Raw genomic sequence first — 17494 nt, forward strand, 5'->3', positions numbered from 1 at the left:
TGTTGAAGGCTGCTTAATTTTATTACTTTATTTTGGGGGGCGTGTTTCGTCTTATTTGCACCCCCTGAACGCTTACGTTTTTTCGGTGTCAAGAGCGGTTCAATTATTCCAATGCAACCGGATTTGATATGAGTGTTGAATATTGACTCGATTTTACAATTCCGGCGCAGTCAGAAGTGATATTGCGCACAAACAACGATTTCTGCGAAAAATGGGCACTGGCGACCAAAGAAACCGATTTTTTGACCACAAATCTACGCTTTTAGGCAAAACCCGCAGCAATAAACCCCGGTTTCTTATATCCTGTGAGCAAGTCTTAATTAGGTTTGTAGTTAGAAAGTCGTTTTTCTCTCGTCAGCCAAGCGCTGACTATCAACAATCAGTTAAATAATTGATTTACCGGACACAATTTAACTGGGGCGAAAGGATTCGAACCTCTGAATGGCGGGACCAAAACCCGCTGCCTTACCACTTGGCGACGCCCCAACGTCTTAACCTTCACTATCTTAACATTCTAACACAGCAATCTGTCAAGCATTTTGACAATAAAATTTAAAAAATGTTTTTGAAACCGATCGCCTGCAGGTTTATTCTTTGATCTTAGGGGGGCGAGCTACCGGGATTTCAATCCAGAACTCCGCTCCCTGTCCAGGTTCCGAGATACACTTCAAGCTGCCTCCGTGTTTTTCCACCACAATCTGGTAGCTGATAGACAAGCCGAGCCCCGTACCCTTGCCCACAGGTTTAGTGGTAAAGAAAGGGTCAAACAAGTGGCATTTAGCTTTTTCGACCAATCCCGGCCCGCTGTCTTGAATCCGAATCACCACAACTTGACCGATCGACTTTCCTGACTCACCAGCCTCCGAGTCTCGATCCACCAACGCAGTCGAGATTTTGATCGTCTTGGGTGCGGGCTGATTTTCCAAAGAGTCGATCGCATTCCCCAAAATATTCATAAATACTTGGTTGAGCTGTCCGGGATAGCACTCTACCTTCGGGAAGTCGCCGTAGTCTTTAATTACCTCAATTCCCGGTATTAGCTCGTTTGACTTCAAGCGGCTCTGCAAAATCAGCAGCGTGCTGTCAATCCCTTCGTGAATGTCCACCGGCTTCATCTCGGCTTCGTCAAGGCGCGCGAAGTTCCGCAGAGACAGGACTATTTTGCTGATGCGTTCGGTTCCTATCTCTATTGAAGACAGAATTTTCAGCAAATCCGGAACTATGAAATCAACATCGATTTCTTCGTTTTTGTGGAGAATTTCGTGGCAAGGCTCGGGGTAGTGCTTTTGATACAAGTGCAGCAACTCCAGCAGATTTTTCATGTACTGCTTGCAATAAGTCAAGTTGCCGTAAATAAAATTAACCGGATTGTTAATTTCGTGGGCGACGCCGGCGACCATTTGACCGAGAGAGGACATTTTTTCGTTTTGGATGAGCTGAGCTTCTTTCTGCTGCAAACTCTGCAATGTTTCCGTCAGTTGGCGGGCTTGAGTTTGAGCGGCTAAGGCGGCCGCCCGGGTTTGGGCGTAAAGTTCGGCTTGGTCGATCGCGATCGCCAGTTGATCCACCACCGCTTGCAGCAATTCCACTTCGCTCGTCGCCCATGAACGGCTGCTGCTGTAATGGTTGCAAACTACAGCACCCATTTGACCGGAGCGAGTCTTGAGCGGCAGCAGCAGGTTAGAAACAATCCCGAGACTGGTCAAAAAAACTCGCGTGGGCGGCTCTATGCAGAGTGCTGTTGCCGCGTCGCCAATCCGGAGCGTTTGGCGGTGGCTAATTTTCTCAGCCAGCAGCGTTACTTGTTCGATCGGGTATTCTGTGAGGCGCTCTTTGAGTTCGGGATTTGCCGCCTCGTGGGTGATCGCAAAGCTTGGCTCCCCGTCTCGCGAGATTGAATACCACAAAAAGTAGCACTGGTCAACCTGCAACAAGCTGCGAATTTCGTGGACAGCCGTATCTAAAATTTTGTCGAGGTCGAGGGAATTCCGCATCTGGCTGGCGAGGCCGAACAGCAGGCCTTCGCGGCGGCTCAACAATTCTTCTCGGGCGGTGACGCGATCGATCTCCACGGCAATGGCGTTAGCCACGCAGCCCAGAACTTCTAGCGCTCCGTCGCTTGCCAAAGCGCTACTGCACAGAACCATCACTCCCACCAGCCGCTCTTCGACAATCAGCGGATAGGCAATGGCGCAGAGAGACGGGTTCGACAGTAGGCACACAGGAGCCGTTTGGAGTTTTCCCGGTTCTGCTCGCACCCAATATTCTCTTTCCCCTGCCCACTCTTCGCTGCTGAGTCCTGAATTAGCCTGCAATTCTAACCGCTCTGTCTGCGGGTTGAACGTCCAGATGCTCGCCGCTGTGGCGTCGAGGTACTCTACCATTGCCTCGGTGCAGCGGTTGAGGATGGCCGATAGTTTCCCGCCTTGTCCGAGGGCTGCACCTACTTTAGCTTGCAGGGCTCCCAAGCGCGATGGATCTTGTAGCGAGGCTGCCCTTAGTTTGCCCTGGGAGGTGTCCCGGGATCGGGCAACGATTTCTCGGATTTTTTTGGTATCAGGATAGCGCCCGATGCCTGCTGAAGTTTCCCACAAATATTGAGATTTGCCGGTTCTTCCGAACGTCGGGAGCTTTTTTGTTCGGTATATTCTGGTGCCGCTCTGTGGCGTCTGTACCGCACAAAACCTGGATCGGTTCGAGCCACGACGAACTAACTGCGAGATTTGCTGGCTCTCAGAGGTGATATCTTCTACTTCTGGCAACTGTTTCTGAGCTTTGACTAATTGCCAGCGCAGCTCCACCAAACTCGCAACTTGCCGAATCAAAGCTTCCATAGCTTCTATGGTTTCTTTTGTCAAGTCTCTCGGCACGGAGTCCATGACGGATAGCACTCCCAGCATCTGCCCATCTGAGGTTACGACTGGGATTCCGGCGTAAAATTTCACGAAGGGGTAGGAAACGGTCAGCGGATGCTCGGCAAATCCCACATCTGTGGAAGCGTCTCGGACAATGGCGGCGGGCGGTTCCATAAAGGAATTTGCAGGGGGTTCGATCGCAGATTCGGGAGCAACTGGCGGTTTTTGCAGGGGAATTGCCCGGTCAAATTCCGAGTTTGAGCCGACGGCGAACTCTTCGGGAGTGCGTTCTAGCGCGCGAGCGCAAAAATTCAGGTAACTATCGGCCAAAGTTCGATCGAAACCTAACTGCGACTTCAACCAGTGGCGGTTACCGTCAATCAAGCTCAAGAAAGCAATAGGAGTTCGGCTGATATGAGCTGCCAAACCGACCAAATTGTCCAAGCAAACCTCTGGATCAGAGCCAAGAAGCTGATACAAGTCGATGTTATGGAGCTTGAACACTTTTTTTACCAAGAGGCAAGGTGCTTTTATCATTTGTAACTGCCCGTCTAGTTGGTGGCAACCGCCCTTCTCAATACTTCCCTTAAAAAACAAGCTATGAATTTTGTGCTGGGAGAATGTGGGCGCAAGTCCCGCGCAGGCTGCTTGCGCCGAACTCAGACTAACCTCTTGACTGACAGGGAAACTTTGGAATTATGGGAGTTAGATCACCCCAGATCTAAGACTGTATAAATTATACTTCCAGTGAAATCTGCTTTTGAATACCTCCGGCTCTCTAAATCTAAAAGCCTCTGTTGGGAGGAAGCAGCTTTCCAAAATATATGGCGATTGCTTATCTAGAATTTTTTAATCAGTTTAATTGTATCTTAACAGACTTGTCTAATTGTAGGTAGGTGCCTTGCTGGTAGATTTAAATCATTGGCTTGTGCCACAATACCAATGTCTTTTACCGAGCTGTGCCGCAGCCTGCTGTTCAACTACACTTAGGAGATGAACTACAAAAGATTGCTAATATGTTAAAATTTGTAACAATAGTTGGTCAAACTCGACCGTCTAGGGTTTATGGGCTGGGATGCACATTTTGCAAATGTTGTAATCCCCGATCGACCACTCTCCCAATCCCTTTTTTCGAGTTTTAGGTAAAAAAAACAGGGGTAAGGTTTCTACTAACGCTCCAACGGGGTTGGGAATTATTACCCAGAGGCAACTCTCAAAAAATGACGGGGGAATTATGTTTTGTATTTTCAAGAACTATAAATAAACAGGGAGAAAAATATGTGTGCAAGTAATAGTCAAGTACCAACTATTTTGGCAGTTGATGATAGTGTCGTGATGCAAGGACTTGTTAAACAGGCTTTAAGCAAAGAGTTTCGAGTTCTCGTAACCGACAATGCAGTGGATGCTTTATCAACAATTTATCACGAACAAATTTCGGTTTTGTTGCTCGATGTTTCGATGCCTGGGATTGACGGGTTGGAACTCTGCCGCACAGTGCGCAGCTTGCCTCAGTTTCAGAATTTGCCGATCGTAATGCTGACAGCGCGAGATGGAGCCTTTGATAAGGTACAGGGGCGTTTGGCGGGAGCAACCGAGTATTTAACTAAGCCGTTTGATGCTGATAAATTGCGCGAGGTAATTGGTAAGTTTATCAAAATCAAATAATCAGACTTAGAAAAAAAAATTCAGTTTTGAGTAATTAATGAACTAAAAAGTTGCGATCGTCCTTTATAACCCCGGCTTCTTTAACCCGTCGGGGGGCGGGTTATTCTGCACTATTTGGGGGGTTAGTCCTAAATTTTTAATTTTGTCAGGAGTAGAGGAGCGATCGCGCTGACAGGTAGAATATATTGGGCCGCACAGAGGGCGATCGCTTCTTTCGGCATTCCGAAAACAACGCAACTAGCTTCATCTTGAGCAATTGTCAAGCCGCCGAGTTGGGCGATCGCCAACATTCCCTCAGCACCATCTCTACCCATTCCTGTCAGCAAAACTCCCGCCGCAGCCCGACCGTAAACTTTAGCAACTGACTTAAATGTTACCGTTATTGAGGGGCAGTGTCCCGCGACTTGCTCAGCTTGAGAATAAATAAATCGCCCTTGAGAATCCAATTCTAAATGACGTTTTTCTGGCGGAAAGTAAACAATACCAGCTTGCGGTAATTCCCCCAAACCCGCTATTTTTACCGGCAGTTTAGATTCACAAGCCAGCCAATCAACTAATCCTTTCAAAAAACCTTCACTGATGTGCTGAACGCAAATTACAGGCACTGGAAAATTAGCCGGAAGCTTAGAAATAATAGCGTACAGTGCTTGAGGTCCCCCTGTAGAAGCCCCTATAGCCAAGACTTTTATAGTTTGAGATTTAACATTTTCTTTGGAAAATTTGTAATTAGAAACTGCTACTTGGTTAATTTTTACAATTTTGTTATTATCTTCTTTTTGCACCATTCTTTGATGCCGTGTAAATACTTTAACTCCTGAGAGTATTTTAATTTTAGCTATTAATTGATTGGCCATGCGAGCGTAATCTGATACCGACCCGCCAATCGGTTTCGGAAAAACATCCAATGCACCAGCATTTAACACTTGAAATACATTTTGAGTATCATCCGCTTGCACTGAAGCACTAATTACTAAAATTGGTAGCGGATATTTCTTCATTACTTCTTTCGTGAATTCTAACCCGTTCATTGGTGCCATGTTCAAATCAGTACAAATTACTTCTGGGTGAAGTTTAGGTATTAATTCCAGTGCTTTTAATCCGTTGGAAGCGGTTCCTACAACTTGGATTTCGGGCGAGGAATCAAAAATTCGTTTGAGGACGATCGTCACTACTGGAGAATCTTCAACTAACAATAATTTAATGGGCGATAACATCAGTTTATTGGTAAATTGGGAAGGGGAAATTGGGAATGGTAAATTGGGCTTCGATGCACTGGGAATTGTGCACTGGAGACTGAGCATTGGGCATTGCTAATGGGTAGTCAATAACAAATGGCTAATAACTAATGACTAATGACTACTGACTAATGACTAATGGTTAAACTAACCTTTTTAGTGTCTCTACCAGCACATCTTGATTAAACGTACCTTTAGGAATATAAGCATTTGCCCCGGCATCAGCCCCTCTTTTTCTATCTTCATCCGACGCCAAAGATGTTACTAAAATTATCGGCAACTCACTGTATTCTTTTTGCTCTCGAATCTTAACAGTCAGCGCCAAACCGTCTAAATTTGGCATTTGCACGTCAGAAATCACTGCATCAAAGTAGCGAGTTTTTAATTTATGGAAAGCATCCAATCCGTCTACCGCTGTCACAACTTCGTAACCCGCGCCTTCCAGGATGCGCTTTTCTTGAGTGCGGGTAGCGATCGAGTCTTCTGCTAAAAGTATAACTTGTTTTCGGCTGACCGTCTCAATGGGCGATCGCCCACCAGAAACCCCACGCGGCGAAACTTGCTGGCGTACAGATTTTATCAAATCGTGGGGATTGAGTATCATACAAACTTCCCCCGTCCCGAGAATCGTTGCACCAGAAACATTTCGCACCCGTTTCAGCAATTGACTTTGAGGTTTAATCACCACATCCTGTGCCTCAATCAAAGCATCTATAAATAATCCCAATCTTTCCTCCCCAACTTTCAGAACAATACAAGACATTTTCGGAGAATTTGAATTCAGGGATTCTCCCTCTACTTTTCTGTTGATATCTCTACCGCTTTCCTGTGTCCACTCCCGATTTTTAGGAAGCCATGCTCTCTTGTTTAATTCTAGTATATCTGCCAAATAAGCAACTGATACGGGCTGACCATTGGCAAGTATAGTTGCCTTACCTTCCAGGGTAAAAACATCAGAATAAGCAACCATTTTTGCCGTTTCCACAAACTCAATTGGCAGCCCGCAAGCAAGATTTTCAACCGCAACAATTAATATATTAGCAGTAGCTATAGACGTGCTGAGTAGGAGCCGTAAGCTGCATCCTTTTCCTGATACAGATTCAACTTGAATGCTGCCTTTTAGTGCTTCAACATTAGTCTTAACTACATCTAAACCCACTCCCCGACCCGAGATTTCAGTAACAAATGTTCTGGTGGAAAAACCCGGAGAAAAAATCAGGGATTGAATTTGGCTTTCTGTCATGATGGCAAGTGCTTCCGGCGTGCAGATGTTGCGTTTGAGAGCAGTTTGTTTAATGCGATCGAGATTCAGACCCTGGCCATCATCAGCAACTTCAATGATAATATTACTAGCAGTATGGTAGCCTTTAATTCGGAGAGTTCCGGCGGGAGGTTTGCCGAGCTTTTCGCGTCCAGCGGCAGTCTCGATGCCGTGGTCGATCGCATTCCGAATCATGTGCATCAAAGGGTCTTTCATTTCTTCTAAAATGCGTTTATCAACTAAAATTTCTCCACCTTCGATGACTAATTCAACTTCTTTTCCTTCCCGCTTCGCCAAGTCTCTAACCGCTCGAGGAAATAGATTAAAAATAGTAGACAAAGGCAGCAGTCTGAGAGTGCGAATTCCTGAGCCTAATTCCTCAGCAATTAATTCGAGTCTGGCAGTATCTTCATCAACTCGATTGTTCAAATGATTTACTAAATCTCCCAGACATTCTAAATGCTCTTCAGTCCGCTGGCAATAACTATGTAACTGCATAACGACCGCGTTTTGTTGAAACCCAGTTTCCTCAGCTTCTATCTGATTAAGAGCCAACCGATTTTTTAAAGCTTCTCTGCTCCAATCTTCCCACAAAGCGGTCAGCTTTCCGAGAGCAGCAAGTCGGTGTACTAGCCGAGTTTTGGTAACAGTAAGTTCCCCTGCTTGAGTCATTAAATCGTCTAGATTTTGGGTAGCAACGCGAATTGTTTCGATGCGGTAAGACGAACTAAAGGAACCGTTAACAGTGGGTTGAGAAGCCGATGGAGAAGCCGATGCAGCAGCGAGCCCAGAAGCGGCAGGCAAGTTTTGAGCTTGCTGCAGCAATTCTTGCTCGGATGGTAGCGTCAACAAAGAGAAATTATTATATAAATCAGTCGCAAAAGAAGTTTCACTGTTTGTTTGTGGTGGCGGCGTTTCCAAATCAGTAAATTGCATTTTTACTAATTCTTGTTCCGGTACTTGTGAAGATGCTGGCTCTGCTGTCGGGGGGACTAACTGGGGCTTGTTAGAAGCACCCATCATGCTAGCGAGCACGTAAAATGTATTGACGCCGGAATCTTGGCCCGTGACGGCTTCGTTAACGAGTTTGCGCATGGCGTCTAAACCTTGCGAAAGTCGATCGCTAATATCTAGATTTAGTTGAGTTTCTCCCCGCTTGACACCTCCCAAAATATGCTCTATTTGATGAGCTAAAGATGCTACATCTTTTACTCCCAGCATTCCAGCATCGCCTTTAAGAGAATGGGTTTCCCGCAGCAATTCTTCTAACTTAGCTGTGTCCCTCGGGTGTTGTTCCAAGTACAGCAATCCATCGTCTAGTTTCTGCAAGTGTTCTTGACTAGCGATTTTAAATACATCTCGGAGTTCTTCATCTTCAATCATATATATCTTTCGGTAATGGGTCATTGCTAATTGATAAGTGGTAATCGATAATCTAGAAGTGGTAATCGGTAATTGGTAATTATTTTTTCTATCCGTTACATTTTTTGTCGAACATCTTCCAAAATCTGACTAAACTACTGCTTTTAAATTTTGGGCTGCTTGGTTGAGTTGAGAAATGCCGAGTTTGACTTGAGAAATTCCGGTGGCAGTTTCCTGAGCAGCGAGGTTAAGAGAGTTGACAACTTCAACTACATCCTCAATGGCGATCGCCTGGTTTATTGCTGTACAAGAAATTTGTTTGCTGTTCAAAACAATGCGCTCAATCGATTCTGCCACCCCAGCAAATGCGTCAGCAGTTTTTCTGGCAATTCTTACTCCATTTGCTACAGTTTTTGTGCCATTATCCATCACCGTTTCTGTTGAAATAATCGCTTTTTGGATGTCTGCAACTAAAGCATTAATCTTGCTAGCAGATTCCTTGCTCCGATCGGCTAATTTGCGAATCTCGCTGGCAACAACAGCAAATCCTTTGCCGCTTTCACCTGCTCTCACTGCTTCGACAGCAGCGTTGAGGGCAAGCATATTTGTTTGGTTTGCTAAATCGCTGACTAAACTGGAGATATTGCCAATGCGATCGGTTTGCTCGCTTAAACGCAAAATTTGCTTTTGAATTGCTCCTACCGTTTCTGTCAAAGTTGCCATTTCTTTCAAGGTATTGTCTACAGCTTGACTGCCTCCTGCTGTGAGTTTAAGGGCCTGTGAGGCCCCGAAAGCAGCCGCTTCGGCTTGTGAGGCACAAGCTTTGCTTGATTCCCCCAATTCATCCATTGTAGTAGCAGTTCGATGGACAGCATATAGTTGTTGGCTGGCGATGCGTTCCTGCTGTTCCACTATGACACCAATTTGCGAGGAAGAAGAGGCGATCGCCCGCACAATTTCATTAACCGAGCCAGTAGTTCGACTAGCTAAAAAAGTCGCGATAACGCTAACAATAGCAGCCGTCATTCCAACTCCAGCAATCAGAGCATACAGCATATCTTCTTGGGGAGCAAATACATTTTTTGTATCGTTGGCAATAATCACGCTCCAACCCAATTCGGGCATATTTTTTAAATTTTCAATAGGAGCATAAGTAATCAGTTGCTTAGCTCCATCAATGCGATCGATATCGATCGCACTGTTAATTTTTTTTTCGGCTTGCAATTTTGCAAAAACATTAAATACTGACCGTGCATCTCTGCTCACATCATCAGTTTCTGTTGCTGAAAAAAACTTGCCATTGCCGTCAATCAAATGGTATTCCTCTTTTTGAAATCCCTCCGAGTATCTGATTAATTTATCTTTGTTTTCGTAAAAACCCTGGTCTAAATAAGTTGTAGGCGTGCGAGTTCTGATGACGGCGATAGTGTTTCCTGTATTGATATCGACAACTGGCGCCGCTGCAAAAATGGCATATTTGCCATTGATAAATGACTTCCTGGGCTGCACAACAGTAGGACGATTAGTTTTAGTTACTTTTTGAAAATAGTCGCGTTTTCCGAAATCTATAATCGGTTCTCCGCTCGATTGCAAAATAGTATTCCCCTGGAGGTCTGCGACTGCAATACTGTCGTAGCCTTCCCCTCCATTTATATATTTATCTAACAGAGCTTGTTTTTGAATGGTTGATGTTTTTTTGCTAACTCTGGGGTCGTTCAGTATAGCTAAATTAGCTAGTTCATTAACGTCTAGGTAGCGTTCAAAAAGAAAGTTGCTGACTTCATTTGCTGTAGCGATCGCCCGTAATTCTTGGTACTTAATGACGTAGTTAGTCATGTTCTCGTTGGCAAATAAATAAGTCATGGCTCCTGTCAATAGAACTGGGATTGTACTGAGGGCGATCGCAAAAACAATTGCTTTAATTCTTAAAGACCACTTGTTAATTTTTTTGATCATAACTTCATAACTGATAACTTATACGATTTGAAATTTGAGATTTGAGATTTGAGATTTGAGATTTGAAATTTGGAAATGACTAATGAGTATCGGGGCTGGGAGCTTGCCTGCTGCTGCATTTTTGTGGCAAACTATCATAACTGATAACTATTCTAAACAACTGCTTTTAAATCTAAAGCAGCTTCATTCAATTTTTGAGTGCCGACTTTAGTTTGAGCGATACCGCAAGCCGTTTGTGCCGCTCCTTGGTTGAGAGAGTTCATCGCTTCCACCACTTGTTCGATCGCGAGCGCTTGCTGTTTGGCATTCAGCGAAACTTGCTGAGAACTCAAAACCACGTTGTTAATTGCATTAGCCACTCCGGCAAATGCCGCAGTGGTTTCTGATGCAATCTTCACCCCAGCTTCCACAGTTTTAGTACCTTCATCTGTCACCATTACTGTTAAGTTAATCGCTTTCTGAATATCAGCAACTAACAGATTAATTTGCGTGGCAGATTTTTTACTGCGCTCGGCAAGTTTCCGAATTTCTGATGCCACAACGCCGAACCCTTTGCCGTGCTCGCCCGCCCGTACAGCTTCCACCGCAGCATTTAGCGCTAACATATTAGTTTGATTTGCCAAATCGCTAACTAAAGTTGAGATATTGCCAATGCGATCGGCTTGCTCGCTCAACTGCATAATTTGCCCTTGCATATCCTGCACTTTAGTTTTCAGTGTTGCCATTGCTTTTAAAGTTTCTTCGACAGCTTTTGTACCTATGCCAGCTAAACTTAAAGCTTGCATTGCTTGAGATTCGGCAGTTTCTATCTGCTGTGAAGTCGCTCTAGAAGATGCGCCCAATTCGTCCATCGTCGTAGTAGTTTGATTGACTGAAGCTGCTTGCTGGCTTGCCATGCGTTCCTGTTCTTCAACTGTTGCTGCAATCTCAGTGGAAGAACTGGCGATCGAACTAATTGCGCGATCTATAGTTCCAACAATTTGTGACGAAATCAGCCAAGCTAGACCCGTACCAAACAGCACTAACAGCACCGAACCAACCACCAGCGTCGATACCAAAAAGTTTAAAGCTTCCTTAGTCATTTGCGTTTTTTGCTTAACCAGATTGAATTCTCTTTCCCGAAATTCCCGGTTCACTTTCAAAAAGTTATTCACAAAATTTGTGTACTTGCCTGTATTAAATACAGCGGTGGCTTTCGCTGTCTGATTTTGCTCCAATAAGCGAACAATGTCTTTGTTAGAACCCTCATAATATTGGTTGACTAGCTCTCGCATCCTGTGCAAACGCATTCTCTGTTTTCGATCTTTAACGGTCGGCTCTACATTATTCGCCGACTGCCGAGCCAACTCTGCACCTGCGCGAAAATCAGTTAAAAACTCCTGATTTTTATTATTAATTAAATACCCGCGTAGCCCCCGTACCATTTGCTCAGCACCTAGGGATATATTAGTTGTTTCTCCGACTACCTGCTGTACCCTTTCCGTTTCTTGGAAAGTTTTAAACACCTGATTTATAGTAGAAATAACTACTACGGGAAACCCTAAGTATATAGCTGCTGGTGCTAGATATCCGAGCAGCACCTTGTTTCTAATTTTTAAATTGTTTATTTTAGCAAACATCTTTTTTTCCTGAAATTAAGATAGCATTTCCCTTAGTAAGGTTGTGACGATGCGATAGTGGTTGGGAGTCCCGCGTTGGCAAAAAAAATTAATCGGCGATTTCTAGGATCGAGGCCGTACAGTGACATTAGAAAATAGTATCATAGCTCTGTTCTATTACCCTGTTTTCTTTAGCTTTGGGGTGCGTGGACATCGTTTGTGCAGGCGCGACCCTGATTCGCGGGTAAAATCATGTCCGTCTAAATACTTGTCGGCAGCGCAGCGGTTGCAATAACAGAGAAAAACAGTCTCAGATAAGAGCTATTGCTTCACTTCACTGCGTTGCGTTTCGCTACGCGACATCAAACGCAATGACAGATTGTAAGTAATTTGTCGGCTGTGATATAAAATATTGTTTTAAACTGATATTTTGCACCATTTTGAGCAAAGCCTAACATGGTATAACATTGGTTCTCTGGGCGGAAGTTTAAAAACGGATTTAGGATAAGATTTTTTTTCAAACCTCCTCATCAACAACAACTCCCCCTTTTGTCAGCAGTTTACGCAAGTTGAGAACAGCGATAATTTTTTCTTCATAAAAAGCAGTCCCCCGAAGATATTCGCGGTTAGCCGAATTTAGTGCAGCGGGAATAGTCGCAAGCTCTGCCACATTCAAATATATAATATCTAAGATTTCGTCAACAGCTATACCAACGACCAAATCTTCAATTTCAACAACGATCGCCTTAGATAGGGATTTTGTATCCGCCGACATATTTAAAACATTCCGCATATCCACTAGCGTCAGAATCTCGCCGCGCAAATTCATATTTCCAATAATGCGATCGGGAGTACAAGGAACCGGAGTTACTTGGTTAATCTGAGTAAATTCGCGCACTACCTTTAGATTAATACCAAAGTATTCGCCGTTCAAAACAACCACAACCAACGACAGATTAATTTCCGCAGAATTTTCGCGATCGCCCAATAGCCTCAAATTGTCAGCTCGCTCTCGAAAAATCGCTTTTTCTTCCGGCGTAGCATTCGGACAAAAAACCTGAGGCTGGCTCAAAACTTTAGGATCTTCCGCTAACAATTTTGGCTCTATTTCTAACGGCAAATTTGTGCCATCTATTTTGCCTGCTGCCGCCCAAGAGCCTGCACCGCTTGCAAAAACTGGCATTTCTGACTCTGTTTTGTCGGGAGAATATCGAATTAAACGATCGAGATTGAGCAGCATGATAATATCGCCTTCACAGCGGGCAAATCCAGCTAAAAAACGATGCGACGCCCCTGCCTTGTCTACCCCGTAAGATAGCTGCGGAGTTATTGCCTCTTGGGGGATATACTTAACTTCGCTAACTTCATTGACAATGATGGCAACTCGAAATCCTTGCCATTCTATGACGATCGCGCTATCTGTCAAACAATATTTTTGCCAGAGATATCCCAAACGGAGATTCAGATCCATCACGGGCAGAATTTCGCCCCTGAGATCGATCGCCCCGACAATATCTTGAGGCGCTTCGGCGATGGGTGTAAACTCCGGCAGAAAGAAAATTTCCCGAACGCAGCCGACTTCTACACCGTACAGCAAACCGTTCTGTTTAAATATAAGATACGGCTTAGTTTCCATATTTTCCCTGAGACTTTATTTACTAGGACTTGCGAAGAAAAAAAACCCGTTTCTACTATTCTATTGGGTTGGGCAGTGAGGCATCTACAAAGAAACCGGGTTTTTAGCTTGTCCCGGCGGGTCACTTTTGTTGGCTGTACAATTTTACCAATTTTTTTTTAACATCCATCAATACTTGACTCGCTGTCATTTTTCCCTCCTGATCGATCGGAGTATCGGGCGGTAGTTTTTTGAGTAGATCGCAAGATGAGTTGTACATTTTAATAGCTATATTTAGGTTACCTTCTTTATGGTATATATTCCCGAGTTCTAAATAAGCTAAAACAAAAAACGGGCAAAGATAAATAGTTTTTTTCAAGAATAATTTAGCTTTTTCCAATTCGCCCTGTTCTTCCGCAATGTGAGCTTGCAAATAATAAGGAAATACTGACATAGCATCTGCTTTGCTAGCTAGCTTGCAGTGTTCGATCGCCGGAGAATACTGACCTAAATTGGCATAAATTTTAGCCAACAAATAATTGGCATCAAAAGTCTGAGATTGCAGAGATAACGCCTGTTTTGCATTGTCAATCGCCTCAGTATAATCTTTATTTTTCAAGCATTTTTGTGCTTCTAAAATTAGCATTAAATAAGTTTTTGGCGAGTTTTTTTCTACAATAGGATGTGAAAATGCCTCATCCTTACGCGCCAAACCTCCCTCCACATAGGGAGTTCCCAGCGTATTTACCAACCCTGTATCTGCTGTTAACAGCGAGCCGATATCCCCAAGATTGCCGTTAGCAAAACTAGCTAGCAGGGTTCGCCTCGGTAGCAACTGACCGCTGTCGCCGTCAACTCCCCCTCCCTTTCCCGATTCCCCAAGCGCCGATTTTGCCTTGGATGCTGATGCAATCCAAGACTCTATTTTACCTGGTTCCTCCCCTAGGACATTCTTGGCTTGATAAACAACCGACTCCGGGAAAACCTTTGGTTGAAAATCGTGCATCACGTGATTGTGAACTTCAGCGTGACCAGTCATTAAATATCCTCCAGGTCTCAGCGTCTTGGCAAACTTTCTCAAGACCTGTGAAATATATCGATCTTCAAAATAAACAAAAACATTTCTGCACAGGATCAAATCCATGTTATTAATATCTGTGTAAATATTAGGAAAATTATTTGTTACTAAATTTACACAGCTAAAGCTAACTAATTTGCGCAAATTCCGGTCGATTTTCCAATCGATTTTCAGCCTCTCGAAATACCGCGTTTGCAGTTCCGGGTCAACCAAGCGAAACGACCAAAGGCTGTAAATTCCTCGCTGCGCTTTTTCTATTACTTCTTGATTGATATCTGTACCTAAAACTAAAATATCCCATTTTTCCCAATCAGGAATTAGCTGTTTTAAAATAAAAACTAAAGAATAAGGTTCTTCACCTGTCGAGCAGCCGGCACTCCAGACTCGCAGTGTTGGCTTAATTCCCAATGTCTCGTGCAATTTTATTTTACGAGCTATCAATTCAGGGAAAATAACTTTTTTCAGCAGCGAAAACTGTCCTTTGTCCCGCATGAAATAACTTTCGTTGGTGGTCAGCAGCAACGCGATTTCTCGCCATTCGCTTTGACTTTCCCGACTCGGATCGGCTAACATTTGATAATACTTCTCGGGAAAGGGTATTTTTACAGCTTTCATCCGAGTCAAAAGTTTTTGAGAGAAAGCCGATCGATCTTGCGGGCGAATTTGTAAACCCGTGTGCGCCGCAATTAATTGAATAAATAAGTTAATTTGTGCATCATTCATATCAACCCTGCTAAATGTGTTGAGATATAATCTGCTATTATCTGGAATTGGTAATGGGGGATTGGCTAGGCATTTGAGCCGATCGCACTCACAAATAAAGATACCTACGCAAATAATATCATGTCCGGTCGATCGACCCCACGATTCGGGTCGGGGCGAGTAGACGCTTAGCTGCTGCCCCTTTTAAAGATCGGGCGCGAACCCTCCCGACAAAAATTATCGTCAATTTAGCGGGCATGATATCAAAGGCAAAAGGTAGAAAACACAAGCCAGGAAAAAATTCGGCCGTTTGCCTTCTACCTTCTGCTTTCAAAGGCACCAATCTCCAACTTTAAGCTGGATAAATGCGCAGGCGGCGGTTGGGTTCTTCCCCAAAACTGTGGGATTTCAGGTGATAGTGTTCCACAAGTTCGTGCTGCATTTTGCGGACGTTGGGAGAACGGGGCAGGAGTTCCACTGGCTGTCCCTTGGGAATGACAATTTGCTCGACTGCCAAGCGGGTTTCTTCGAGAGCTTCGAGCTCGTCAGAAGAACCGCTGCGGGCGAATAAGGCGAGGTCTGCCACTTCCGGGGTGCCCGGGTCATCCATGTCCAGCAGGCGCCGCAAAGCTCTCGCTACGTGGGGAATAGTGCCGGCCTTAATTGTGTGCAGGGGAACTTGGCGAGTTTTGGCCAAGTGCCTCAATTTCGACTGGTTCCGAACGTTCGATCGCAAAGCCAAAACCACGTCAGCACTCTCAATATCCTTCGTCAGCAGCACCGGCAGGTTCAGCGTCGAAATCACCTGTTCGAGTTGGTGGCGAGCTATGCCGTAAGGATAAACGTGGAGGGGCAAATCTTCGCCGTTAGGGCCGACATTATGGGAATAGCGTCCGGGCTTAGGTACCGGCTCGACGGATAGGGATTCTTCGAGCAGTTGCTCGAAATACCGAGTCTCAGAAACCGGCGCGCTTTTAACAGCCAAGTTCTCGCTGGGAGCGGGCATCGGCACCATTTTGCCAGCACTCCGCCACCCAGAGATCGGTGTGACCGGCCGGATTGCCGATACCGCAGCCGGGCCGCTCGAAGCTGTTATCCCTGGAAACCGGGCGGGCGGAGCGGCCGACTCGCGCTCGATAATTACCTCTCCAGTCTCGCTGACGCTTCTGATTTGCTGGTTCGGTTCGCGTCCCCGCAGCAGAGTGTCGATCGAATCTGCAACTCGCTCGTGGATCACCCAGCGCTGGCGTTCCAGCATTTCAACGGCAATTTCAAAAGTGGGCGGTGCTTTGCGCTCCAAAACCGTCTTTTGAGAACCGCGACGCCTTGCTTCGTCATCTCCCAGCGTCACCGCTTGGATGCCCCCAATTAAATCTGCCAGAGTCGGGTTTTTCATCAAGTTTTCGAGCCGGTTCCCGTGGGCGGTACCGACCAACTGCACGCCCCTTTCGGCGATCGTCCGAGCCGCCAAAGCTTCGAGTTCCGTGCCGATTTCATCAATCACGATCACTTCCGGCATATGGTTTTCCACTGCTTCGATCATGACTTGGTGCTGGAGTTCGGGACGGGAAACTTGCATTCTGCGAGCTCTGCCGATCGCCGGGTGCGGGATATCTCCATCTCCGGCGATTTCGTTGGAGGTGTCGATAATTACCACCCGTTTTTCCAAGTCATCGGCGAGCACGCGGGCAATTTCTCGCAGGGCCGTGGTTTTGCCCACTCCGGGGCGGCCGAGCATCAAAATTGACTGACCGGTTTCCACCAAATCGCGGATTATGCCGATCGTCCCAAACACAGCGCGGCCCACCCTCAAAGTCAAGCCGATAATCTCGCCGCTGCGGTTGCGAAGGGCGCTAATTCGGTGCAGGGTTTGCTCGATACCGGCTCGATTGTCGCCGCCGAAGTGGCCGACTCGCTCGATGCAATAGTTGAGGTGTGCCTTGGAAATCGGTGTTTGGGAAAGAGGTTCGGCCAAGGATGGAAAACGAGCTTCTGGTTGGCGGCCCAAATCCATAACAATCTCAATGAGATTGTTGCGCTGCGGGTGCTGCTCTAAAGGCTGCCGGATCTCATCTGGCACGATGTCTAATAATCTGTTGAGGTCGTCTGTAATCTGCATTCGCCTCGATGTGTTCGGTGACGTTTTCAACTTTTTAGTCAGTTGTCA

Annotated in this window: 9 protein-coding genes and 1 tRNA gene; 1 reads left to right on the forward strand and 9 read right to left on the reverse strand. The window is 45.4% G+C overall.

The features are described from left to right. Positions 1–414: 414 nt before the first annotated feature. Positions 415–486: transfer RNA gene (locus QUA13_RS17125), tRNA-Gln, on the reverse strand. A gap of 101 nt (positions 487–587) precedes the next feature. Continuing rightward, complete coding sequence (locus tag QUA13_RS17130) at positions 588–3299, reverse strand: GAF domain-containing protein (RefSeq protein WP_333200344.1); 2712 nt, start codon at positions 3297–3299, stop codon at positions 588–590. Between the two features lie 834 nt (positions 3300–4133). Between QUA13_RS17130 and QUA13_RS17135 the strand changes: the two genes are divergently transcribed. Continuing rightward, entirely contained in the window at positions 4134–4520 is a 387-nt protein-coding gene (locus QUA13_RS17135; RefSeq protein ID WP_172184656.1) for a response regulator, read from the forward strand. Between the two features lie 128 nt (positions 4521–4648). On the opposite strand, the gene cheB is transcribed toward QUA13_RS17135, so the two are convergent. The 7 genes from cheB to QUA13_RS17170 form a co-directional block, all read right to left on the reverse strand. After that, the gene (gene cheB, locus QUA13_RS17140) at positions 4649–5734 is read right to left on the reverse strand and encodes a chemotaxis-specific protein-glutamate methyltransferase CheB (RefSeq protein WP_333200346.1); all 1086 of its coding nucleotides are present in this window, start codon (positions 5732–5734) and stop codon (positions 4649–4651) included. Between the two features lie 163 nt (positions 5735–5897). Then, entirely contained in the window at positions 5898–8399 is a 2502-nt protein-coding gene (locus QUA13_RS17145; protein ID WP_333200414.1) for a hybrid sensor histidine kinase/response regulator, read from the reverse strand. A gap of 129 nt (positions 8400–8528) precedes the next feature. Further along, positions 8529–10334: a methyl-accepting chemotaxis protein gene (locus QUA13_RS17150; protein ID WP_333200348.1), complete on the reverse strand. Its 1806-nt coding sequence runs from the start codon at positions 10332–10334 to the stop codon at positions 8529–8531. A gap of 152 nt (positions 10335–10486) precedes the next feature. Next, positions 10487–11953, reverse strand: a complete 1467-nt coding sequence (locus QUA13_RS17155) for a methyl-accepting chemotaxis protein (protein ID WP_333200349.1) — start codon at positions 11951–11953, stop codon at positions 10487–10489. Positions 11954–12449: 496 nt separating this feature from the next. Next, on the reverse strand, positions 12450–13568 hold the full coding sequence (locus QUA13_RS17160) for a chemotaxis protein CheW (protein WP_333200351.1): 1119 nt from the start codon (positions 13566–13568) through the stop codon (positions 12450–12452). Between the two features lie 121 nt (positions 13569–13689). Then, positions 13690–15348: a CheR family methyltransferase gene (locus QUA13_RS17165; protein ID WP_333200353.1), complete on the reverse strand. Its 1659-nt coding sequence runs from the start codon at positions 15346–15348 to the stop codon at positions 13690–13692. A 331-nt stretch (positions 15349–15679) separates the two neighbouring features. After that, the gene (locus QUA13_RS17170) at positions 15680–17446 is read right to left on the reverse strand and encodes a R3H domain-containing nucleic acid-binding protein (protein ID WP_333190230.1); all 1767 of its coding nucleotides are present in this window, start codon (positions 17444–17446) and stop codon (positions 15680–15682) included. Between the last annotated feature and the right edge of the window lie 48 nt (positions 17447–17494).

The sequence above is a fragment of the Microcoleus sp. S28C3 genome, from assembly GCF_036700785.1.
GTDB classification, from domain to species: Bacteria; Cyanobacteriota; Cyanobacteriia; order Cyanobacteriales; family Microcoleaceae; genus Microcoleus; species Microcoleus asticus.

What these genes read in the sequence shown, in the direction of transcription:
- QUA13_RS17145 (WP_333200414.1), bottom strand. Translation starts at nt 8,399, where the DNA reads ATGATTGAAGATGAAGAACTCCGAGATGTATTTAAAATCGCTAGTCAA.
- QUA13_RS17160 (WP_333200351.1), bottom strand. Translation starts at nt 13,568, where the DNA reads ATGGAAACTAAGCCGTATCTTATATTTAAACAGAACGGTTTGCTGTAC.
- QUA13_RS17135 (WP_172184656.1), top strand. Translation starts at nt 4,134, where the DNA reads ATGTGTGCAAGTAATAGTCAAGTACCAACTATTTTGGCAGTTGATGAT.
- QUA13_RS17165 (WP_333200353.1), bottom strand. Translation starts at nt 15,348, where the DNA reads ATGAATGATGCACAAATTAACTTATTTATTCAATTAATTGCGGCGCAC.
- QUA13_RS17155 (WP_333200349.1), bottom strand. Translation starts at nt 11,953, where the DNA reads ATGTTTGCTAAAATAAACAATTTAAAAATTAGAAACAAGGTGCTGCTC.
- QUA13_RS17150 (WP_333200348.1), bottom strand. Translation starts at nt 10,334, where the DNA reads ATGATCAAAAAAATTAACAAGTGGTCTTTAAGAATTAAAGCAATTGTT.
- cheB (WP_333200346.1), bottom strand. Translation starts at nt 5,734, where the DNA reads ATGTTATCGCCCATTAAATTATTGTTAGTTGAAGATTCTCCAGTAGTG.
- QUA13_RS17170 (WP_333190230.1), bottom strand. Translation starts at nt 17,446, where the DNA reads ATGCAGATTACAGACGACCTCAACAGATTATTAGACATCGTGCCAGAT.